At 48.6% G+C, this 22,580-nt stretch carries 24 protein-coding genes and 1 other annotated feature; of the genes, 19 read left to right on the top strand and 5 right to left on the bottom strand.

From position 1 onward, the window contains the following. The first annotated feature begins 11 nt into the window (after nt 1-11). The 10 genes from AC3IRK_RS12835 (at nt 12) to AC3IRK_RS12790 (ending at nt 6,468) form a co-directional block, all read left to right on the top strand. A complete protein-coding gene (locus AC3IRK_RS12835; protein WP_255508362.1) occupies nt 12-137 on the top strand; it encodes a hypothetical protein in 126 nt (41 codons plus the stop codon). Next, nucleotides 124-528: a ComF family protein gene (locus tag AC3IRK_RS12830; RefSeq protein ID WP_251138602.1), complete on the top strand. Its 405-nt coding sequence runs from the start codon at nt 124-126 to the stop codon at nt 526-528. Before AC3IRK_RS12835 ends, AC3IRK_RS12830 begins: the two co-directional genes overlap by 14 nt. Before the next feature lie 459 nt (nt 529-987). Then, nucleotides 988-1,236 (top strand): flagellar biosynthesis anti-sigma factor FlgM, encoded by a 249-nt coding sequence (gene flgM, locus AC3IRK_RS12825; protein WP_012371329.1) that lies wholly within the window; start codon nt 988-990, stop codon nt 1,234-1,236. A gap of 95 nt (nt 1,237-1,331) precedes the next feature. Further along, entirely contained in the window at nt 1,332-1,739 is a 408-nt protein-coding gene (locus tag AC3IRK_RS12820; protein WP_131502235.1) for a flagellar protein FlgN, read from the top strand. Nucleotides 1,740-1,751: 12 nt separating this feature from the next. Further along, complete coding sequence (gene flgK / locus AC3IRK_RS12815) at nt 1,752-3,281, top strand: flagellar hook-associated protein FlgK (RefSeq protein WP_131972290.1); 1,530 nt, start codon at nt 1,752-1,754, stop codon at nt 3,279-3,281. Between the two features lie 7 nt (nt 3,282-3,288). Continuing rightward, nucleotides 3,289-4,248: a flagellar hook-associated protein FlgL gene (gene flgL, locus AC3IRK_RS12810; RefSeq protein WP_426354025.1), complete on the top strand. Its 960-nt coding sequence runs from the start codon at nt 3,289-3,291 to the stop codon at nt 4,246-4,248. Nucleotides 4,249-4,265: 17 nt separating this feature from the next. Further along, nucleotides 4,266-4,844, top strand: coding sequence for a DUF6470 family protein (locus AC3IRK_RS12805; RefSeq protein WP_426354023.1), 579 nt, complete (start codon nt 4,266-4,268; stop codon nt 4,842-4,844). A gap of 4 nt (nt 4,845-4,848) precedes the next feature. Next, complete coding sequence (gene fliW / locus AC3IRK_RS12800; RefSeq protein ID WP_251138601.1) at nt 4,849-5,289, top strand: flagellar assembly protein FliW; 441 nt, start codon at nt 4,849-4,851, stop codon at nt 5,287-5,289. Beyond that, complete coding sequence (gene csrA / locus AC3IRK_RS12795; RefSeq protein ID WP_026827533.1) at nt 5,289-5,516, top strand: carbon storage regulator CsrA; 228 nt, start codon at nt 5,289-5,291, stop codon at nt 5,514-5,516. Before fliW ends, csrA begins: the two co-directional genes overlap by 1 nt. 127 nt (nt 5,517-5,643) lie before the next feature. After that, a complete protein-coding gene (locus tag AC3IRK_RS12790) occupies nt 5,644-6,468 on the top strand; it encodes a squalene/phytoene synthase family protein (RefSeq protein ID WP_131502230.1) in 825 nt (274 codons plus the stop codon). A 47-nt stretch (nt 6,469-6,515) separates the two neighbouring features. On the opposite strand, the gene AC3IRK_RS12785 is transcribed toward AC3IRK_RS12790, so the two are convergent. From AC3IRK_RS12785 to AC3IRK_RS12775, 3 genes are all read right to left on the bottom strand, one after another. Continuing rightward, nucleotides 6,516-7,418 (bottom strand): alpha/beta hydrolase, encoded by a 903-nt coding sequence (locus AC3IRK_RS12785; RefSeq protein ID WP_131972292.1) that lies wholly within the window; start codon nt 7,416-7,418, stop codon nt 6,516-6,518. Nucleotides 7,419-7,448: 30 nt separating this feature from the next. Next, nucleotides 7,449-8,330, bottom strand: coding sequence for a YitT family protein (locus AC3IRK_RS12780; RefSeq protein WP_114595077.1), 882 nt, complete (start codon nt 8,328-8,330; stop codon nt 7,449-7,451). A gap of 81 nt (nt 8,331-8,411) precedes the next feature. Further along, entirely contained in the window at nt 8,412-11,237 is a 2,826-nt protein-coding gene (locus AC3IRK_RS12775; protein ID WP_489170049.1) for a sensor domain-containing protein, read from the bottom strand. A gap of 133 nt (nt 11,238-11,370) precedes the next feature. On the opposite strand from AC3IRK_RS12775, the gene AC3IRK_RS12770 reads away from it, so the two are divergent. Continuing rightward, nucleotides 11,371-11,712 carry a hypothetical protein gene (locus AC3IRK_RS12770; protein WP_489170048.1) on the top strand — a complete coding sequence of 114 codons (342 nt, stop codon included), beginning with the start codon at nt 11,371-11,373 and terminating at the stop codon, nt 11,710-11,712. 35 nt (nt 11,713-11,747) lie between these two features. Here AC3IRK_RS12770 and AC3IRK_RS12765 read toward each other — a convergent pair whose 3' ends face one another. Continuing rightward, nucleotides 11,748-12,881 (bottom strand): hypothetical protein, encoded by a 1,134-nt coding sequence (locus tag AC3IRK_RS12765; protein WP_131972294.1) that lies wholly within the window; start codon nt 12,879-12,881, stop codon nt 11,748-11,750. Between the two features lie 129 nt (nt 12,882-13,010). Here AC3IRK_RS12765 and AC3IRK_RS12760 point away from each other — a divergent pair, with 129 nt between their 5' ends. Both AC3IRK_RS12760 and AC3IRK_RS12755 read left to right on the top strand, forming a co-directional pair. After that, complete coding sequence (locus tag AC3IRK_RS12760) at nt 13,011-13,670, top strand: response regulator transcription factor (RefSeq protein ID WP_131972295.1); 660 nt, start codon at nt 13,011-13,013, stop codon at nt 13,668-13,670. Next, a complete protein-coding gene (locus tag AC3IRK_RS12755) occupies nt 13,667-14,932 on the top strand; it encodes a HAMP domain-containing sensor histidine kinase (RefSeq protein ID WP_489170047.1) in 1,266 nt (421 codons plus the stop codon). The genes AC3IRK_RS12760 and AC3IRK_RS12755 overlap by 4 nt, the downstream gene beginning before the upstream one ends. A 54-nt stretch (nt 14,933-14,986) precedes the next feature. Here the strand turns inward: AC3IRK_RS12755 and AC3IRK_RS12750 are convergent, their stop codons facing one another. Further along, nucleotides 14,987-15,490, bottom strand: a complete 504-nt coding sequence (locus tag AC3IRK_RS12750; RefSeq protein ID WP_114595083.1) for a hypothetical protein — start codon at nt 15,488-15,490, stop codon at nt 14,987-14,989. A gap of 137 nt (nt 15,491-15,627) precedes the next feature. On the opposite strand from AC3IRK_RS12750, the gene AC3IRK_RS12745 reads away from it, so the two are divergent. The 6 genes from AC3IRK_RS12745 (at nt 15,628) to AC3IRK_RS12720 (ending at nt 22,570) form a co-directional block, all read left to right on the top strand. Beyond that, nucleotides 15,628-16,110 carry a hypothetical protein gene (locus AC3IRK_RS12745; RefSeq protein WP_131502223.1) on the top strand — a complete coding sequence of 161 codons (483 nt, stop codon included), beginning with the start codon at nt 15,628-15,630 and terminating at the stop codon, nt 16,108-16,110. A gap of 77 nt (nt 16,111-16,187) precedes the next feature. Beyond that, nucleotides 16,188-17,018, top strand: coding sequence for a GNAT family N-acetyltransferase (locus AC3IRK_RS12740; RefSeq protein ID WP_131502222.1), 831 nt, complete (start codon nt 16,188-16,190; stop codon nt 17,016-17,018). A gap of 353 nt (nt 17,019-17,371) precedes the next feature. Continuing rightward, nucleotides 17,372-17,767 carry a hypothetical protein gene (locus tag AC3IRK_RS12735; RefSeq protein WP_131502221.1) on the top strand — a complete coding sequence of 132 codons (396 nt, stop codon included), beginning with the start codon at nt 17,372-17,374 and terminating at the stop codon, nt 17,765-17,767. Between the two features lie 62 nt (nt 17,768-17,829). Beyond that, nucleotides 17,830-18,065 (top strand) — a binding site (T-box leader). A gap of 96 nt (nt 18,066-18,161) precedes the next feature. Continuing rightward, nucleotides 18,162-19,676, top strand: coding sequence for a peptide ABC transporter substrate-binding protein (locus AC3IRK_RS12730; RefSeq protein WP_131972298.1), 1,515 nt, complete (start codon nt 18,162-18,164; stop codon nt 19,674-19,676). A gap of 199 nt (nt 19,677-19,875) precedes the next feature. After that, on the top strand, nt 19,876-21,159 hold the full coding sequence (locus AC3IRK_RS12725; RefSeq protein WP_131972299.1) for a methyl-accepting chemotaxis protein: 1,284 nt from the start codon (nt 19,876-19,878) through the stop codon (nt 21,157-21,159). A 223-nt stretch (nt 21,160-21,382) separates the two neighbouring features. Continuing rightward, nucleotides 21,383-22,570, top strand: a complete 1,188-nt coding sequence (locus AC3IRK_RS12720) for a flagellin N-terminal helical domain-containing protein (protein WP_131972300.1) — start codon at nt 21,383-21,385, stop codon at nt 22,568-22,570. The last annotated feature ends 10 nt before the right edge of the window (nt 22,571-22,580 follow it).

The following is a 22,580-nucleotide window of genomic DNA, read 5'->3' as shown; positions in this document are numbered from 1 at the left end:
GGGTGTGAGGATTGCGGAAAACCGGGACTGCCGCTCTGTTCGGATTGTCAGAACTGGCGCAACCAGGGACGACGATTGGTCACGCACCCGCTATTTCTTTATCAGACACAAGCAAAGGCGTTCATGAAACGGTATAAGTTTCTCGGGGACACGGCTTTGCTCGACGTGTTTAAAACAGAGCTCAAAAAGGTAAAAGTCAAACAGGATTGGATTGTCCCGATTCCGCTCAGTCCGGAACGTTTGCGCGAACGCCGATTCAATCAGGCGGAACTGATCGCCCGGATGATGCGGGGACGGGTCCGGCTTGTGCTCGAACGGGCGGATGGAGCCGCATTCAGCCATCAGACGAGGCACGAACGACTGGAACGGGACAATCCGTATCACGTCATTCAGCCGGTGACCGGAAAAACGATTTTGCTGGTCGATGATGTCTATACGACCGGAATCACCTTGCACCAAGCGGCTTCGCGGCTTTATGGAGCCGGCGCCAAAGAAATTTCTGCGGTAACTTTATTTCGAAGTGTTTAAAAAATCTTCATTTCTGCCGATACTCAATATGAGGTGAAGGAAATGGATGTATTAAACTGCAAAACTTGTGGGAAGTTATTTGTTCGTCAATCTTCTGATCTGTGTGTCGATTGTATCAGAAAAGATCATACTGATTTTGAGAAGGTGCGTGAGTTCCTGCGAGAACGGCGAAAAGTCCGAACCTCACCTAAGGATGTTGAGATGGTTATCGGAGTAAAGAGAGAAACGGTCTTCCGTTACATCAAAGAAGGGCGATTGTTGATCTCTGAGATTTCTCAGATGGACATCATGTGTGAGAGTTGCGGGAAGCCCTCCCGTGATGGCACGATTTGTGCCGGATGTCGTGAAAAACTGCGACGTGACCTCGCCCAAGCGATGCTAGATTCTTCTACCCCTTCGAAACCGCGAACGTATCGAACTTGAATTAAGAATCTTGTAGTCTAGAAAGCAGGTGTTCACATGCGAATTGATTCTACGAAATGGGTTAACATGCCTAAAACGTACGAAAGAAATCAAAAAGTAGAAGGAACAGAACCAACACGCACGAATCGGCCGGATGAAGTGACGATTTCAAGCGAAGCGCGTCTGCGTTTCAATGAAACGACGCCTTCACGGACCGAAAAAATCGAATCCCTTCGACAAGCCATTCAGGATGGAACCTACAAACCGGATGCGAAGAAAATCGCGGAACGTTTCTTGAACTTGTAAGAAGACTAACTTAGACAATAGAGGCGACTCGGGGCAAGGATGCGCGGGTCGCTTTTTATATGAACGAACATAGACGGAAGAGGAGGACATGACGGATGGAACTCATCGATCAGCTGACGGCGGAACATGCCGCACTACTTGAATTGGCAAAAGAAAAAAAGCAGGTCTTGATTCAAAATGATATGCAACGTCTTTCGCAACTCGTCAAGGAAGAGCCGATTCATTTAAAACGAATCGAACAGTTGGAACAACAACGCCTGACGCAGATGGGCACGATGACGATGACGGAGTGGCTTCAAGCCCACCCGGAGGATGTCAATTCCATGCGTCGGTTACTTCAAACGATTGGTCAGTTAAAAGTACTCAACGAATTAAATGCTGATTTACTGACCCAATCGTTACACTACTTAAACTGGCATCTGGAATTGTTGATACCAGAAGCAGATGATTTTACATATGGTCAGTCCGCGCTTGATCGCGCACATTTCAATCGAAATGCTTAAGGAGGCAAATACATGGGATCAACATTCATGGGGCTTGAAACCGGTCGTCGTGCACTGACGACGAATCAGTGGGCGCTCCAGTCGACCGGAAACAATATCGCAAATGCAGGAACGGCCGGCTTTTCGCGGCAACGTCTTGTCATGGCGACGACGGAACAACTGTCGATGGCAATCGGTACGGGTAAAATGGGACAAATCGGTACGGGTGTAAAAGGTGAACTCCTCGAACGTGTCCGCGATGTCATGCTCGATAAACAATATCGAGACGAGGCAACGAAGACATCTTACTATGGTACAAAAGAAGCAGCATTCGGTCGTATGGAAGATGTCATCAATGAACCATCCGATACCGGCTTGTCCAAAGCATTTGACGGGTTTTGGGAATCCCTTCAGACCTTATCAACGAATCCCCAGGATTCAGGTGCCCGGAGTGTCGTCCGTCAAAAAGCGGAGACATTGACACAAACGTTTAATTACATGGCGAAGGCACTTAATCAAGTACAAGGTGACCTGAAAAGTGAAATTGAGGTCTCGACTAAAAAAGTAAATGATCTGTTCAAAAAGATTCATAATATCAATGCTGAAATTCATACAGTCGAACCGCTTGGTGTGTTACCAAATGCACTTTATGATGAACGAGACCGTTATTTCGATGAACTCGCAGAGTACGTCGATTTTGAAAAAGTATCAGTCGACGGTGATGCGATTCAGCAAGGAACACTTGGGAATACGGTTAAAACGGCAGAAGGCCGGATTGATGTTCGAATCAAATTACCGAATGGTGACAAGTTGCTTGCAGTGGATTCAGATTTACCAAAAGCAGGAACGTTGACCTTTACAACAGATGACAATGGTCTCTATACAGGATTCAAAACAGATTCACAAACGATCTCATTTGACGCAGCCGGCGGTTTTTCATCAGGTCGATTAATTGGTCTGATTGAGATGTACGGACACGTTGAGGATGGTCAAGCAACGGGTGAGTATGTCAATATGCAGGGACACCTGGATGAGATGGCAGCAACGTTTGCGACAGCATTCAACGAAGCGCATGCGACGAATGTAAAAAAAGACAAAACAGCGGGTACAAGTGAATTTTTTGTTTCTTCCAACGGAGGAGTAATCACAGCGAAGTCGATCACGCTTGGAGCAGACATTAAAAAGAGCCTGGATAACATTGCTACCTCGACAGACGGAAACATCGGTGATAGTGCCGGTGCCTTGAAACTGGCCAACATGAAGACGGCAAGCATTCGTTTTGAACGATCCGATACGACGACGACAATCGGTTCGTTTTACCAAAATGTCATTGGAGACATGGCAGTCGCAACGGATCAGGTCGCTCGGCTCGGTCAGAGTTCTGCCGTTTTGATGGAAAGTGCGGAACAGCGCCGTATGTCGGTTTCGGCTGTTTCAATCGATGAAGAGATGACGATGATGATTCAGTACCAACATGCATACAACGCGGCAGCGCGTAATATTACTACGGTTGATGAGATGCTTGATAAAATCATCAATGGTATGGGAATCGTAGGACGGTGATGACTAAATGCGCGTAACACAAACGATGCTGACGAAAACAAATATCGGACATCTCTCCGCCAGTTATCAAAAACTGAGTGCGATGCAGGAACAATTGATCAGTGGAAAAAAGATTCAGCGACCATCTGAAGATCCGGTCGTCGCAATGCAAGGGATTCGTTACCGGACAGAAGTGCGTGAAGTCGAACAGTTCAAAAAAAATGTCAATGAAGCGACAGGTTGGATGGACTTGACGGACTCGGCACTCAACGAAGTGACATCCGCCATGAGTCGGGTCCGCGAATTGACGACACAAGCTGCGACGGATACGTATGATGCTACGCAACGGAAAGCAATTCAGAGCGAAGTGGGTCAGTTGATTGAACATATCGGGACACTGGCGAACACGAAATATAATGAAAAAGCCATTTTTAATGGAACAAAGACGGATCAACCCTTCATTTCGATGGAAGGTCTGAAAGAATATTTAACGACACCGGGTAAGTCGGTTAATACCGTATTTACAGACGGTGATCCAACTCTAAAAGAAGAAGAAGTCATCCGTTATGAAATCTCTTCCGGAATTGAAGTTCAAGTCAACGTTTCACCGACAAATGTATTTAGTCCGGAGACGTTCACGACGCTCAAAAAATTATACGATGCTCTTGGTGGGGTTTCAGACGCAGGTGCCGTCGATAGTTCAAATAATGGAGCCGAATTATCAGGGATGTTAAAAGATCTTGATAGTATGCTCAATCAGACGGTCGAAACGCGTGCTGACCTTGGGGCGCGGGTCAACCGACTTGAACTGAACGCATCTCGTCTGGAAGATCAAGAAATTATCGCAAAATCGGTCATGTCGGATAACGAAGACATCGAAGCCGAAAAAGTCATCATGGAACTGAAGTCGTATGAAACGTTACATCGTGCGGCACTCAGCGCGGGGGCGCGGATCATTCAGCCAACCTTGCTTGATTTCTTACGTTAAGAAGGAGATGACGGACGGTGAATCTGCCACATCTTGAGATGCGTCAAACGTCAGCGAAGATTGGAATCAACACCACCCGTGCGACACTTGAGCAACATCAGGCACCGGCGACATTATCGATTGAACAACCGAAAGGGAATCTGTCGATCGAAACCGTCGCAGCACGACTCGAAATTGATTCGACCCAAGCGATGATTGAAACGGGACGACTTCCAGCTTTTGAGTCAGTCCAGCGTTATGCGGAATATGGTCGTCAGATGGGGCAACAGGCAGTTGGCCGGGCAGCGTCTGAAGGCGATCAATTGATGCGAATCGAGCAAGGGGGAAATGCGGTATCCCGCGTCGCAAAATCGCGGGACACACCGCCTGCTGAAGTGACGACACTCGGCTTTTCGCCACGCAGTCTCGAACGCGTCAAAATCAATTATACACCGGTGGAAGTGCAACTCAATTACACAGCAGAACGACCGCGAATCGAGGTTCAGGTCAATCGACCGGAGTTGAATGTGACGGAAGGTACGGTCGAAATTTATCTGCGGGAACAAAATCAACTGGATATGTGGCCGGTCGGCGGCATGTTCGATGGGGAAGGATAATCATATGCAAATCATTACTGATTTTTTTGGTCCGGTTCAAGTGGACGAAAGTGAAATCATTACTTTCGCTTCGGAAGTACCGGGTTTTCCGGAAGCACGACGCTTTATCCTCTTACCGTTCGGCGAAGGGATTCCTTTTTGGTCATTCCAATCGATTGACCAGCCGGAGTGTGCGTTTGTCGTGACGAATCCATTTTGGATTGATCCGGATTACGTGTTTGAATTACCGGAATCGGCGAAGGAGCAACTTGGGATTCAGGAAACGGCACAAGTCGCCGTCTATACGACGGTCACGTTACGTGAACCGTTCCAGGAATCGACGACGAACTTACGGGCACCATTCGTCATGGAGACGAAACGCCGTCAAGCGAAACAAATCATTCTCGATGAAACGTACGCGAATCGTCGGATGATCGGCAGTTTGACCGAAGTAGGTGGCCGCTGATGCTCGTCTTAAAACGAAAAACGGGAGAAGCGATTCAAATCGGGGATGATATTGAGTTGACGATTCTCGCGATCGAAGGGGATCAAGTCAAACTCGGTATCAATGCGCCCCGGCAAATCGATATCCACCGCAAAGAAATCTATCTGGCGATTCAGGATGAAAATGCGGAAGCTTCGCAAAGTACCGGTCTGATGAGCCAATTATTAAAACAACGAACAGATACATGACCAGGACGGGACGGACTTCAATGTCGGTCCTGTTTTTTCGTTCAACAAAAAAATGCTCAATTCTTTTGAATCGTGTATAGTAATGTAGAGAAAAGAAACCTTTTTGACTAAAGAGGGAGTGTAATGGATGAATGAGACGAAGCAGCTGAAGAAAGATGCGAATCGTGTATTAAAAGCGACGAGCCGGACCTTTTATATACCGATCAGCCGTCTGTCACAGGAACTACAGGAAGCCGTCGGAGCGGCTTACTTATGTATGCGGGCCATCGATGAAATCGAAGACCACGAAGAATTGCCGACCGGGGTCAAGACGACATTATTGCGCGAAACGGCGTTAATGATGCGGGGAACATTCGACGAGCAGACATACCGGACGATGATTGCCCCTTACGCGAATCAATTGCCGGAAGTGACACTGCGCCTGTCAGAGTGGATTGCGTATTGTCCGGCGGGTATTCGAACGAAAGTCCTGGAATCGACAGCCGAGATGGCAGAAGGCATGGCCACTTGGGCAGAACGGGACTGGACGGTCAAAACGGCAGCAGATCTTGACGAGTACACGTATTACGTTGCGGGACTGGTCGGTGTCATGTTATCCGACATCTGGTACTGGAAAGCCGGTATCGTGACGGACAAGCAGCAGGCGATCGGATTCGGACGGGGACTGCAGGCCGTCAACATCCTGCGCAATCAACAGGAGGACGCCGAACGCGGTGTCGGCTATTTCCCACCGGGTTGGACGACGGAGACGATGTTCGAGTATGCCCGGGAGAATCTGGCGGAAGCCGATGCATATCTCGCCTCGATTCCAAGAGAGACGACGATCTATGAGTTCTGCAAGATTCCGCTTGCACTCGCCCACGGAACACTGGATGCGCTCGCGCGGGGAAAAGAAAAACTCAGCCGGCCGGAAGTCCTGAAGATTGTCGGGAGTGCCGTTCTAAAACGATAATGGATAGACGAAAGGAGACATTGTTCCTCGGAACAATGTCTCTTTTTTTAGCGGATATCTTCGAGATACGATAAAATTTTTTCTTCATAGGCTTGCCGGTCATGTTTGTACGACTGGACGTGCCCGCCGTTTTTCGTCACATACAATTCAGACCGTGGAGCCGCTTTTTGCAGCCGCATACTTTCCGTGACCGGAATCGCATCATCGTCCTTCCCGTGAATCATCAAAATCGGATAATCAATCCGGCGGATGGCTTCGAGCGGTTGGACGCGTTCCGGGTTCAGTCCCGTTAAAGGCGGTGTCACCTGGAGGATGACCGGCGTGAACGGGAAGTTCGGCAGACCGCTCCAGACCGGCAGATTCGTCGCAAGATAGTTCTTGAGATCACTGAACGGACTGTCCGCGATGACACCCGCGACTTCGGCTTTCGGTGCCGTGACGAGAGACGTTGCGGCGCCCATCGAGATTCCGTAGAGGACGACGGGTTCTGATGCCCGGGACTTCGCATAGCGGACGGCGGTCAATAAATCATCCTGTTCCTTCGCTCCGACCGTGACGCGTTTGCCTTCCGATTGACCGGAGCCGCGGAAATCAAACGTCAGGACGTTATAACCGGCTTGATGGAACTTTTTGAACAGCGGCAACACCGGGACATCGTTTTGTTCCCGGTTTTTTCCGTACCCGTGGGCAAAGACGATCGTCAACTTGGCGTCTTCACTCGGAATCCACCAGCCGGACAGACGGGTCCGGTCTTTGTAAGAGCGGAACGAGATATTTTCGTACGCCAGATCCTCCGCCTTTTTCGGATTAGTCGTCAACGGTTCCCGGGGCGGCTCCGTTAAGGAAGAACCGACATAAGCAGAAATGCCGACGATGGCAATCAACACTAAGACGATGAGGACAATCAGTCCGGCAATCAATTTCTTGCGATGTTTTTTCAAAAACGACACGGCGATTCTTCCTCTCTGCAGTAGGATACGTTAATGAATATCTTTTTTCTTGAAACGACCGCCATGGACATCATGGATGTTGCCGATCGCGATAAAGGCTTCTTCGTCAAAATCGCGGACGATTTCCTTCAGCTTTGTTTCCTCCAACCGACTGATAACACAAAAAATGATTTTTTTGTCGTCGCCGGAAAAAGCACCTTCCCCGTTCAGGTACGTCATCGTCCGACCAAGCCGGTCCATGATGGCAAGACCGATTTCTTCATGGTTTTCAGAAATAATCCAGACACTCTTCGACTGATCGAGCCCGTCGATGACGACATCAATCGTCTTGAAGGCGATGAAGTAAGTAATCAAGGAATACATGGCCCGGTCCCAACCGAAGACGAAACCGGCAGCGCCTAAAATAAAGACGTTGAAGAACATGACGATTTCACCGACGGAAAACGGTGTCGAGCGACTGAACGAGACCGCTAAAATTTCGGTCCCGTCGAGTGAACCACTCGCCCGGATGACAATCCCGACACCGATTCCGAGAATCAACCCACCGAAGACGGTTGCGAGGAGATCGACCCGTGTCATCGGACCGATGTCTTCCAGTAACTTTGTCGCAATCGCCATGACGGAAATGGCGTAGAGCGTCGATAAGGCAAACGTCTTCCCGATTTGTTTATAACCGAAGAAGATGAACGGGATGTTGAGAAAGAATAACCACAACGCGAGTGTCGAATCGGTCAACTTCGATCCGATGATGGAAATGCCGACAATCCCACCATCGATGATACTGTTTGGGACAAGGAATCCTTTGAGTCCGATGGCGAAAATCACGGCACCGATCGTGAGCAACAACAAACGACGGACCAGTTGCCATTTCGTTGAACGGCGGTGTCGTTTGGCCTGTTCAGCAGCGGGCATCGAACCCCTCCTTTTGCATACACTTTTCATTACTATAACAAAAAAGCACTAAGGCACGCGAGAACGACCTTAGTGCTTATTTCACCCGTTGTAGCGTAATGTCTGGAAAAACCGTAAGACCAGTTCCGCTTCTTGCGTCGTCGTATAGCGTCCGACATATTGTCCGTCCTCAAAAGCAGTAACAGTCAGGGTGCAGGAGACCAGCTGAAGACCTTCCGACAACCGGACTTCAAACGTCGCGGTTTGCAGAGGTAAGGGAGTATCGGTCGTAAAGTAGAGATGACGTGTACTCGTCCGGTGGGCTTGAATCTCGGAAAAACTAAAGTCGAATGTCTGATTTTGATGTTGCAGCATCTTGATTTTGCCTTGGACCGTAAAGCTCGGTACGTTATCCGAGGCAAGCGAACAGGCTTCGATCGGATACAAGACTTCCCGGATCAGAAAACTTTCCATGACGGCCGCGGACACCGGTCGGCTGAATAAATACCCTTGGATGTTCGGACATTCAAGAGCCCGGAACGTCTCGAGCTGTTGAATCGTTTCAATGCCTTCCGCGATGACGGCAAGATTAAACTCCTTCGCCATGTAGAGAATACTTTTAACGATAGCTTGTGCTTTCTTATCCTCGGCGATATGTACCGCAAACTGGCGATCGATCTTGACGACATCAATCGGATAACGTTGCAGGTAGACCATTGATGAATATCCTTTTCCGAAATCATCGAGCGCAATCCGGACACCGAGCCGGCTGACATGTTCCAGCGTCCGGCTGATATTCGGATCATCCATGATCAATGCCGCTTCGGTGATTTCCAGTTCCAACAGCTCGGCCGGCAATTGATACGTAGCCAGTATCTGTTCAATCTGGTGTTCGAACCCGGGAATCAAAAACCGTTTCGGCGAGACGTTGACGGATACCGGGACAAGATCGGCACCGGCACTGGACCAGTCAAGCATCGCCTGGCACGCTGTCTCGACGACCCAGTCGCCGATTGCGATATGCAGGGCACTTTCCTCGGCGAGCGGGATGAAATCATTGGGCGGAATCCGTCCCCATTCCGGGTGTTGCCAGCGGATTAACGCTTCGAGACCGATGATTTTCCCCGTCCAGCTGTCGACTTTCGGTTGGTACTCAAGAAACAGTTGCTTCCGTTCAATCGCATAGTGTAAATCCTGTTCGAGCCGGTAACGGCGGTAATAATCGATATCGAGATTGGACGCATAATGATGGACGGTACTCTGATTTTCACGTCGTGACCGCCGGAGCGCCGTATACGAATGTTTCATCAATTCGACCGGATCGTTGCTGTCGTCCGGAAAACGGCTGATGCCGATCGAGACACGGGTGAACAAGGCATAAGGATCAATCAAAATCGGTTCGACGGATAAAGATAACAACGTTTCCGCATAGGACGTGATATCGTCCTTGAGGCTCGACGGAACGAGTATCGCATATTCGTCGCCTCCGAGGTGCCCGAAAAAGACGCCCTCCGGTTTTGAGGTGTTGAGGAGTGCACTTGTCGCCTGAATCCACTGGTCACCGGAAGCATGACCAAACGCATTGTTGATATCCGAAATCCGGTTAAACGAAATCGACAGAATCGAAAATGCCGTGTTCGCCTGCATCCAGTCACGGATCGTCTCCGTCAACGACAGGCGGTTCGGCAGACCGGTGACCGAGTCATACATCGCCAGCTGTTGCAAGCGTTCCTCGTACTCTTTTTGGAGTGTAATGTCGTGCATGATGCTGTTCGTATAGGCAATCGAACCGTCCAGCTGGAAGACCGGGATTTGTTGGTCTTCAATCCATTTCATACGCCCATCCGGGAACGACAGACGGTACTGGATCGAACTTGCTTTACCAGACTGCAACTGTAAGATGAAGCGTTTCATTGCCGGTACGTCACGCGGGTCAAGTCGCTCGAACAGCCAGTCCTGACTGAGGATCAAATCGTGCGGCAACTCTTCGAAAATCTGGAAAAACCCTTTGGAATGAAACAACAGGCGTCCGGTTGATAAATCGATTTGCGAGATGGCGGCTTCGAGTGCTTCATAGATTTCACGCGTCTGTTCCCGTTCGAGTGCCAGTTCACGGCGCGCTTCACTGACTTCTGACAAATCATAGAGAATCAGAGAAATCAATCCGGTCGGACCGTCGCGTCGTAATGCCTTCAGACGTAACAGTTGGTATTCGTAGTCAGCATTCAGGACGGACACTTCCTGTTCGAACGTATCGATTTCTCCATCAAGCAGGCGAATCATCTGAAAACGGAGCGGATCAAAATCACGCGGATGGATCCGTTGATGTAACTGTTCATTCGAAAAGGGATTCACCGGACTGGACTCGATTCCCAAATATTTGATCAAAGAGGGTGAATACTCAATCGTCCGGTTCACTGGATCGTAATGAAAGACGACCAGTTCCGGAATCTGTTCCGTCAGTTCCAGTTGCGACCGGATGTGGACGACATCATCCTCCAACTGTTTTTCGCGTGTGATGTCACGTGCGATCCCGTACACCCCGACGACATGCCCATCCTGTTCAATCGGCATATTCGTGATTTTGAGCGTCAGCCGGTGTTGATCGGCATGCAGACCTTGTGCCGTATAGTGGACCGTCTCACCGGCCAGGGCCCGCTCGAAAAATGCCGTGACGGACGCATGCTGTTCCGGTGGATTGAAGACGGCGAAATGATTATATAAAGTTTCCTTCGAATAACCGAGCATCCGTGGAAGCTGTTCGTTGAAATAGATGATTTCACCAAGATGATTAAAGAAAAAGACAGCATCTGTACTTTGCTGAAAAAAAGGTTCCACACGTTTTGGGCGTGACAGTTCTAACCCGCCAATCAGCAGAGGGGATGTAGATGAACGGCTCAGCCGTTGCATCGCGTCGAAAAAAGTCATAGACAAATCTCCTCACTCGAATTTTTTCTCTCACTCTTAGTATCGGAGTAAACGAAGATCAATTGCAATCAAAGTTCGAAGAATAGACTTTTTTTTCAAAAAAAGCGAATCATTTTTTGGAGAATGGGAGGAAGTGGAATGGAAAAGAAGAGGGTGGGATGGGAAGTCTGCTTTCTTTCGCTCGCTTTTCTCAGGTGGAACGGAAGCAGAGCTTCCTTTTCCCGTAGAAGTCGAGCTTCGAAAGCAGACGTACCCGAATCATTCAATCGGGCAAAAAAATATAAAAAATCATCAACGAAGGAAACGTACAAAAAGACAAAAAGACAAAAAGACAAAAAGACAAAAAGACAAAAAGACAAAAAGACAAAAAGACAAAAAGACAAAAAGACAAAAAGACAAAAAGACAAAAAGACAAAAAGACAAAAAGACAAAAAGACAAAAAGACAAAAAGACAAACCCCGCCGATGCCTGTTGAATGGCACATGCTGGAGTTTGTCCGTGCTTTACATATTAGATGGCAAGATCAACAGAAGTCTCGCTGGCGTTTGGATCAGCCTGATCCGGACGGTCGGCATCGTTCATGCCGTGATGGCGTCCCGGTCCATGTCCGCGTGGTCCCTGCTGTAAGTCGTCATAGCTTGAGACTTCATCGGCCCGTTCCTGCATCCGTTCCTTGATCGCCGTCGCTTGTTTTTTCGTGATGGCACCGCTTTTGACTTTCGCATCGATTGCTTTCGTTTGTTCGGCAAGGACAGCCTTCTCAAAAGCAGCGAAGGAGATGTTGTTCGCTTCCGCAAATTCCGGTAACGGTTGGTTCGCTGCCTTGAACTTCGTCGCATCGAGATTCAGCCGTTTCAAGATAGCGGACGTTGTATCACCGAAGACGTCATGACCGGGTCCACCGTGTTCGCCTGGTCCATGTTGACCGCGGTCCGGTAAGTCATCGTAACTGTTGGCATCCGAGAACTCTTCTGTCAGGCGGGCTTTGATCTCGGTCGCCTGTTTTTTCGTCATCTTCCCGTCTTTGACGAATTGATCGAGCTGTGTCGTCTGCGCTGCAAGCAATGCTTTTTTGTAATCCGCGAACTTGATTGACTGGGCTTTCGCATAAGCAGCGAGCGATTGGTTGGCTGCATCGAATTTATCTTGGCTCAGACCGAGTGCCTTCAAGACGTCGGCAATCAACGATTCGTTGAAGAAGCCGCCTTTGTCACCGCGATGTCCTTTTGGCATCTGTTCTTTTAAATCGGCATAACTCGAAACCCCGCTGAAGCGTTCCGTGTGGTGTTTTAACATATCCGCTGCCTGCGACTTCGTTAAGTCACCTGATTTGACGAGTGAAGCGAGCTGTTCTTTTGCGGCGGCGAGTTCCGCCTTTTTATAGTCACTGAACGAAATTCCTTTTTGTTTGGCCAGATCTGCGATCGATAAACCTTTTTCACGGGCCGCATCGACCTGCTTTTCCGTCAGATTCAATTTTTTGAGCAGTAATGTAAAATCGAGTCGTTTCATCCCTTCGAAATGCGGACGTTCTGATTTCGTTTCTGTTGAGCTGTCGTCATTGGTTGCAGCATAAGCAGAAGCTCCTCCTACTGTTAAGGCGCTGATTGTCAGTGCGGTGATCCATTGTTTTTTGAATTGCATGGGTGATCACTCCTTTCACCCTTTATGTTAGCGGGACACGCCTGCGAAGTTGTGAGGAAGTTGCAAGGAAATCGCAAAGAAACGTCAACCGTTCAAAAAAGACGGTACACTACAAGTGGAGGGATGAAGATGAACATTTTAGTGATAGAAGATGAACTGAAGCTGGCACAGGTGACGGAACGTTTTTTGCGTCATCACGGCTATACGGTCACGCTCGCGGCGTCGCTTGCGGAGGCTAAAACAAAACTTGCGAGTACGTCGTTTGACGCTGCCCTCGTTGATGTCCGCCTGCCGGACGGGGACGGCTGGTCGCTTGTCCCGGGCATCAAAGCGACGGTTCCGGCTCCGGTCGTCTTCATGCTGACGTCACGCGGGGAAGCGGACGATCGGGTGTTCGGACTGGAACTGGGAGCAGATGACTATCTCGTCAAACCGGTTGTCTTCAAGGAATTGATCATCCGGCTCGAGCGGGCGTTGAAGCACCGGTTGCCGGTCGGTCGGCAGTTAGGTGACGTGACGATTGATGAGAAGGCGCGCCGTGTCCAAAGTGGAACGGACACCGTCAGTCTCACGAAAATGGAATTCGAACTGTTGGTCTATTTCTTTGAGCACATGGGTGAAGCACTGACGCGCGATCAAATTCTCGATGAAGTCTGGGGCTATACGTTCGGAGGCGATACGCGGACGGTCGATACACATGTCAAACAGTTGCGGGATAAGATGCCGACGATTAAACAGCAGTTGAAGACGGTCCACCGGGTCGGCTACCGGTTGGAGGCAATCGAATGAGTAAGTTGATGCGAAAGTTTTTGCTGGCGGTCATTGCGCCGTTATTGATTATGGGCGTACTCAGTTTCAGTCTGACGGCGTTCCTCGTCAACCGGTTTGCGGAAGATGAACGTTACAGTCAGTTGATGCGGGAAGCAAATATCATCGAGGAAGCACTGGCAGAAAATCGTCCGGTACCGCGTGAAATTCAAGGGTTTATCACCCGTGACGAAGTGACGGAACGAATCGGAGGACGGGGACGGCAAGTCGTCGAACTGCCGATTCTTGACGATCTCAAACAAAAAGACATTATCGAAGTCCAGGGGAACCGGCTGTTGACGTATCAGTTGATGAGCGGCGATACCGTCATCACGACAATCCGCGAAGCACCGCTCGCAAGCAGTGCCCTCGACGGCGTCTATCTGGCGATCGGTGTGGCGTTACTGGCCGCCTTACTGCTCGCAACCGGACTGGCCTATTATATGGGACGGCAATTCATCCGACCGATCATGGAACTGCGGACCGTTGCGAAACAGATTGGCGACGGACGAAAAGACGTCCTGTTACCGGACCGACCGAATGATGAAGTCGGTGATCTGATTCACGCCGTCGATGAGATGCAGGAACAACTGATCCAGAAAGAAGCGTTGCAAAAATCGTTTATTGCCGGAATCACCCACGATTTGCGGACACCACTCGCCATCATCCGCAACGAGACGGAAGCTCTGGCGGCCGGAGTGATTCCAGTCGACGAACTGCCGGACGTCACAACCAGTATCATCGAAGAAACGGATCGGCTCGGGCTGTTGATTGATGAGACGCTGGTCTATTCGAAACTGGCCGGCGGGATGATGCCGCTTGACCGGACGGAGGTGGCAGTGAATCAATTAGTCGAAGAAACAGCGGAACGGTTACGGTCGACGTTCAAAAAAGACGGTCTTCGTTTGACGGTCGAGACAGAACCGGTCCTGCTTTCGCTTGATCGGCGGATGTTCGAACGGGTTCTCGTCAATTTTCTGATGAACGCCCACGTCGCTGCCCCGAGCGGAAGTGAAGTGTTCGTCCGGCTGACAGCAACCGAATTGACGGTGGAGGACGCCGGAAGCGGTGTCGCAGAACGCGACCGTTCGACAATTTGGGATTTGTATGTCAAACAGACCGGCGGCTCCGGGCATGGTCTCGGTCTTGCGATCAGCCGGTTGATTCTCGACAGCCACGGGCTGAAGTACGGTGTCCGGGACAGCATACTTGGCGGTGCCTGCTTTTATATCCGGTTCAAATAAGCAAAAGAAAAAAAGGTCCCGTCATTCACCTGAGTGAAGAGCGGGACCTGTTGGTTATTCAGAATCGTTGGCTTGAACGAGACTCGGTTTGACGAGCGTATAGAACTCATCGCTCATCCCGACACGGCTGCCCATCTGACAAGCGAGTTCGAGTGTCTCCTGATAGAATTTCGCCACCAAACTATGATTTTTGATGTGCATATCCTTCATCGCTTTTTCAACGCCGAGGACGACTTTTGCGATTTGATCATCGGCATCATTGCGAACTGGGACAACGTTTTCCGGAAGATCGACTTCCTTGTCGTGTCCGTTAAAGCGGAACGACGCCCCGAAACCAAGATGCTCGAGGAAGAAGTGCGGTAACAATTTACCGGCGAAGAACTGGTGCCACTCTGATTCTTTCATCGTATCCATGTCGCGTTTGAACGATGTCGTTGCAAGTGCATAGCGGTCATGTGTATCTTTCATGAACTTCTCGAGGATTGGTACCTGCATCGCAAACGAATTTTTCAGCAGATTATCGAGCTGTTCTTGCGTTAATAGTTCTTGTTCAGCCATCAGTTTAACCCCATTTCGTTTCGTTAGTTCTATCGTAAGAAATTTAGACAATTCCGTCAAATCTTTTTCAAGAATAGAGTTTACCTATTTCACAAAAGGGAATTCCTTTACTATCGAAGAGTTAAGGGGGAGTTAGCATGAAACGAGTAGCAATGACAGGGGTATTAATCGGAGCATGTCTAATTCCGGTGACAGCTTTCGGCGCAAGTAATGTGACGTACAAAACAGGTACGATTCAAAACAAGGACTTCGGCTATTCCGTCAAGGCGACGACAGCCTTGCAGACAGCGATCAAGCAGGATAAGATCGATGTCGTCAAAAACAAAACCGTCAAGACGAAATACGGTATCGTGACACGTAGCGGGACGTTTTCGCTCTACTATAAAGTAAAGGGAAAAGATCAAATGCTCGTCAACTTGAACTTTGAACCGAAAAAATTAACGAAAAAACAATTTGAGAAACAAGTCGGGTTCGGAACCTATCTCGGCACAAAAGGCAATAAAACATACTATTATGTGCAACCGACGGAAGCCGTCAAAGGCGCAGCCGGGAAACAAAAGATTGCCGACCTGATCACACACGATGTGCCGGCGATGATGAAGACATTCAAATTAAAATGAGGAAACTGCAAGGAGCACCAGCTTTTGCTAGTGCTTCTTTTGATGGTCCGATATAGTAAAGGTTGAGGTGAAGTGAAATGGAATGGACAGTAACAGAAGTTAAACAAACAACAGAAGTCTTACAACTTGAGAAATGTGTCAACGATCACGACGGCATTGAATTGAAAGTCGCCGCAGATTGGGTCGGACAAAATGATTTCGCGATTTATGACGATACGAAATTAATCGGTTATCTGCAAGCGTTCGCTTACTTACCGACAGAGTGGGAAATCAATGTCTTCGTCGATCCGGATTACCGGAAACAGGGTGTCTTCACGCAACTCGTCGAAGCGGCGAAAGAGGCGGCCCGTCCGCAAGGGGTCGAAGCGTTTACGTTCGTCATTGATGATGAAAGTAAATCGGGCCAGGCCGTCCTTGGTCAGCTCGGTGCCGGGTACCGGATGACGGAATACAACATGGTCCTGAAAAAAGCGCAATTGTTCCTAAAAGCGGACCCGGATTTTGAACTGCGGGAAGCGACAGCGGACGATCGTCCGTTCATCGTCGAGACACTTGGTTCGTCATTCGGCAATACAGCGGATGAAGCGGAATCCATCTATCAAGCAATTGAGTCGGATGATCGTGTCACCTATATCGGTGTCGCAAACGGCAAACCGGTTGGTGTCATTCGGGCTTACTTAGCATCTGAGACGCAAGCGAGCATTCATGCGTTTGCCGTCCGTCCGGAAGCACAGGGAAACGGATACGGCAAGAAGATGCTGAAGCTGATGGTCCAGGCGATGTTCCGCACCGGTCGGACGCAGCTTGAACTGGATGTCGAGACGGATAACGCGCGGGCGCTTGATCTCTATAAAGAGGCCGGTTTTGTTGTCGGACGCGGCTATCAGTTCCACGTACTTGGCTTATAATAGATTTAGAAGAAAGTCCACGCGAGTGGGCTTTTTTTGTTGGATAGACCACAGGTCTTGAAATAGAAAAAATGTTTCCGTTTGTCCGTTGGCGCGCTTTCCTCGGGCGGAACGCAAGCCGCGATCGTCCTCTTCGGACGACCGGGTCTTGCCTGTTCCTGACGGAAGGGACAAGCCCTTCCTTTTCCCGTAGGAGTCGCGCCCGGACGACGGAAACTTTTTTGTTAGGAAACTTGTGACAAATGGCGAAGTAAACAACAGGGAAAAACAAGTTCATATTCTAAAAGAAATCTGAAACCTTCTCGCGATTTTGTCGTATACTACACATATGGAAAAAAAGAGGAGGCGACGTTATGGAATGTCGTAAAGATTCATTACGGACGTTGAAGTGGGTATCAGGTGGTTTAGAGGCAATGCTCGGGATACCGGTGCTTGGTGGATTATTTATTGTCTTTGGAACAGGTTACAATGCGCTTTGGGTCATGTTAGCGTTCCATATCGTGGTCGTCGTCTTGACGGCACGTGCCGGTCGGGTGTCAAAAGGGAATATCGTCGGGATCGTCGCATCGACAATCGGATTCATTCCTGTTGTCGGGATGCTGTTGCACATGGCGGCAGCAATTACGATTTTACTGGATGCGGCATTCGGGAATCGGGTTATCACGCGGACACATGTTGAACGCGTCGAACCGATCCGTCCCCGTCCGGTCCGGAAAGAACAGGAACGCAAAGAGGACCATCCGTTCTAAGCTTTTTTCGTTGACAGTTGAAAACAAGCCGTGTAAAGTAAACAACAAGTTAAGCCATATCAAACAAATCAACGACGCGGAGTAAGTACCGTCAACACTGCCGACAAAGCGAGTCAGGAAAGGTGAGAGCCTGACGCGGTAAGCTGATCAGGGAATGGACCGCTGAGAGCCTGTTGAACGATTCAGTAGACAGGACGGTTGCCCCCGTTACCGGGCTAGCTGGTTGTTGGACCAGCGACAAGAGGAGATTTTTAATCTCAACTAGAGGTGGCACCGCGCGGATACAGGCGTCCTCTATGCATCAGCTTTTGCTGTGGCATAGAGGGCGTCTTTTTTGTTTACGTCAAGGAACGCCGAATCATCCAACGCACATTATCTTTAGGAGGAATTATTTATGAAAAAGACATTGATCGCGGCGGCAAGTACGGCGTTCCTGCTCGCAGGATGCTCCACAACGGATACAGAACAAGCAGCACCAAATAAGAATGACAAGAAAGTCCTGCACACGATGGAAAGTTATGACCTCCTGTCGGTCGACCCGGCAGACGCCATCACGTCAAATATCTTTAACCAAATCTACGAAGGATTGTACCGGTTTGATGCAAACAATGAACTGGTCCCGGCAGCAGCGAAGTCGCACAGCGTGTCGGAAGATGGAAAAGTCTATACGTTTAAGTTGGACAAAAACGCTAAATGGTCTGACGGCAAACCGGTCACAGCGGAAAACTTCCGTTATGCCTACGAGCGCGTCATCGAAACGAATTCACCGTTCGCGTACCTGCTTGAGCCGGTTAAAGAAACAAAGGTCATCGACGATCAGACGTTACAGATTGAACTGAAACGACCGACACCATACTTCCTCAGCATGACGACATTTGGTACGTATATGCCGGTCCGGGAAGACATCGTCAAAGCACAAGGTGAAAAGTTTGGAACGGATCCAAAAACAAACGTCTACAACGGACCGTTCACATTCAAGAAATATCAGGCCGAGCAAGGCTATACGCTCGCAAAAAACGCAGACTACGCGGACCGCAAAAACGTCAAGATTGACGAAGTGGATGTCAAAATCATCAAGGATCCGATGCTTGCGATCAATCTGTTTGAAACAGGAGAACTCGATGTTGCACCGTTGAATTCGGAAAACGTCGTCACGTACAAAAACAAAAAAGAGTACAACACGTTCAGCGATTCGCGGATGTTCTTCATCCGGATGAATCAAAAAACAGAAGCTCTTAAAGATCAGAAGACACGTCAGGCGATTGATGCCGCCTACGATAAAAAAGCACTGACAGAAACGTTACTCGGAAACGGCTCACTGCCGGCCGATTACATCGTCCCGCAGGAACTCGATCCAAAATACGACAAGACCCGTCAAATTGAATCATCGTTTGACGCAGCACAAGCGAAACAAGTACTCGCGGATCAAAACCTCGAGTTGACGATGATCATTGAAGACGACGATGTCTCAAAGAAAATCGGCGAATACATCCAAGGTTCACTGAAACAACAAAATGTCGATGTTAAGCTGTTGTCACTGCCGAAAAAAGAACGGTTGGCGCGTGAAGGACGAGGGGATTATGACTTGTCACTCGCAAGCTGGGCTCCGGATTATCAAGATGCGACAACATACTTGAACCTCTTCATGACAGGAAATCCGTTCAACATGATGGACTACTCGAACAAACAGTATGACAAACTCCTGAAACAGGCGGAAAACGAACTAGATCAGGACAAACGTTTGGAACTCTTAAGCGAATCCGAAACGATGTTACTCGACGATCAAGCGATTTCACCGGTCTACCAACGGAAAAATGCTTTCCTTCAAAACGCGGAAGTGAAAAACCTGGCCCGTCACAATGTCGGAACAGATATTTCCTATAAATACGTTGAGATTGACCGCAAATAAAGTAACACCAACAGATATCCAGTCAACTTCCTTCTTCTATAGAAGGTATTGACTGGATGTTTTTTTGTTATGTCTATTATCGATGTGACGAAAGTATGAAGGTGTGAACTGCAAAATCAGGTCAATTCACTTAAAGCGTTCTCAGAACCTGCCGATAAGTAGGGTGATGAGATTTGAAACAGGAAAGGGAGTTTCGAAGATGAGTAGATTACGCAAAAATTTAAAGATGCGGTTGTTTGTCTGGGTCTTGGCGATTTCAGTCATTACCGGTGGGATTTCAGCACAGTTGACGTTGTTCTTAAACCGAGGACTTGATGTCGCGGACGGACCGTCGATTTGGTTAGGTGCCGGGATTGGCTTAGTTTTATCCATCATTGGTTCAGCATTGATCCAATTGATTCTCCGTCAACCAATCAAAGCGATTGAAAAGGCGACGGAAACAGCGCGGGAAGTCGCAAACGGTAATTTCAACGTCGATTTCGAAGAAGCAAAACGCGGCGACGAAGTTGATCAGTTGATGCATGAACTCGAAGTCATGGTCTTACATATCCGCAAACAAGCGACACAGATGGGCAATTCAAGTGATAAATTGACGGCGTCAGCGCAGGAAATCGCGGCTGCTGTCCAAGAAGGTAATGCATCAGGCGAAAGCATCCGCTCGGCGATGGCAGAGCTCTCAACGAAGATGAATGAAAACGTCGATCAAGCTTATCTGTCGATGGATGCGCTCGGCGCCGTCAAACGGACGATGGACGAAGTCGCCAAAGAAATGAACGAAGCATTGAAATCAGCAACGGTCATGCAGACGGAAGCGGAGAACGGGAAGACGCTGGCGACAGATTCGGTCGAAGCGATGCATATGATTTCAAGTAAGATGGAACAATCAGCGACATTGAACAGTCGACTGACCGGTATGACAGGTGAAATTTCGCGGATTACCGATGTCATCAGTGACATCTCGGCCCAAACGAACTTACTCAGTCTGAATGCCTCGATTGAAGCGGCTCGTGCCGGTGATGCTGGACGTGGATTTGCTGTCGTCGCAGCGGAAGTTAAAAAACTCGCCGAACAGACCGCAACGTCGGCAAAAGAAATCACGGATTTAATTTCCGGTGTTAAACGTCTTGTTAACGATACAGCTAATGCGATGACGGACGTCCAAAAAGAAGTTGCAACTGGTGTCGGACTCGTCGAACAAGCCGGTTCGTCGTTTGAAGAGATCCATCAGTCGACAGAAAGTGTTTATTCACGTGTCCAGTCGGTTGATCAACTTGTCATTAAGTCAGACAAGGAAATCGATCAGGTTGGTTTAACGACGGCGAATATCCTCGCGATGGTCGAAGAAGCATCGAAACATGCGGAACAGGTCTTGCAGGCGTCAAGCCATCAAGCAGCTTCACTTGGTGAGGTCAACGGCGCGATGGAAGAGTTGGTTGCAGTCGCAGAACAACTACAGGAAGAGACAGGCGCGACGCGTCTGTAAATCAGAAATCGTAGACGGAAGTAGCGTCTGCGATTTTTGTTTAAATTTTTTTATTTTTTTTGAGAGAAACTGTTAAACATTTCGGTACGGCGACGATATATAGAGTGGAAGCAGTCATCGACTACAACCACCGCGCTACTCTTGGGCCGGCCAGGGGGCGCATCTCGGAGAAGAAGGATCTTCAAAGAGACAAAAAAATTATTCCTATGGAGGGAAACTTACAATGATTATCAATCACAACATTACAGCACTTAACACACACAACAAACTTTCGAGCGCAACTGCAGCTCAAGGGAAATCAATGGAGAAACTGGCTTCAGGTCTTCGCATTAACAAAGCGGGCGACGATGCAGCTGGTCTTGCAATCTCTGAAAAAATGCGTGGACAAGTTCGCGGACTTGATCAAGCGTCACGTAACTCGCAAGACGGTATTTCATTGATTCAAACAGCTGAAGGCGCATTAAACGAAACACATGATATCTTACAACGTATGCGCGAGCTTGGTAACCAAGCTGCCAATGATACAAATACATCTTCTGACCGTGGGGAAATTCAGAAAGAAATCAACTCTTTAACTTCTGAAATCAACCGTATCGGAAACACAACTGAGTTCAACACACAAAAACTTCTTGATGGTGGAAAAAATGGTGCTGGAAGCGCGGCAGTTACTGCTGTAGCTGGTAAGTTTACTGTTGGTGTTACAGATACAGTTACTGCTGGTGTTACAGTTGATGGTACTAATTTCACAGGTGCAGACGTTGATGCAGTTGTAACTGCAATGACAGCTGACGCAGCATTCACTGCTAAATACACAGCAGCAAACGTTGGTGGGAAAGTTGAACTTACACAAGCTACTGGAGCTGAGTCTGCAACAAACCCTACTGTTGCTGGTGGAACGATGGCTATCGATAACGCCGGAGTTGCAGCTAAGGCAGAAGTAATTGCAGATTCTTCAAAAAGCTTGAAATTCCAAATCGGTGCTAACGAAAATCAAAGCCTTACTCTTGATATCGCTGATATGCGTGCGTCTGCTCTTGGAATCACAACTTCAGGAACAAGCGACAAATTAGCAGTTACTGATGGAACAAACAACACCACTACTGAGCAAGCATTAGATGTCTCAACACACGCTAACGCTGCAAGTGCAGTTACAAAAATTCAATCAGCAATCGATACAGTTTCTGCTGAACGTTCAAAACTCGGTGCGAATCAAAACCGTCTTGAGCACACAATCAACAACCTCAAAACTTCTTCTGAAAACCTAACAGCAGCTGAATCGCGTGTACGTGATGTCGACATGGCAAAAGAAATGATGAACCAAACTAAGAGTTCAATTCTTGCACAAGCAGCACAAGCTATGCTTGCACAAGCGAACCAACAGCCACAAGGTGTTCTTCAATTACTTCGTTAATCATATTTTT

It is taken from the genome of Exiguobacterium sp. GL_137, assembly GCF_057834585.1.
Note: the sequence above shows the minus strand (reverse complement) of the source record. Positions and strands in the feature narration are given on the sequence as shown.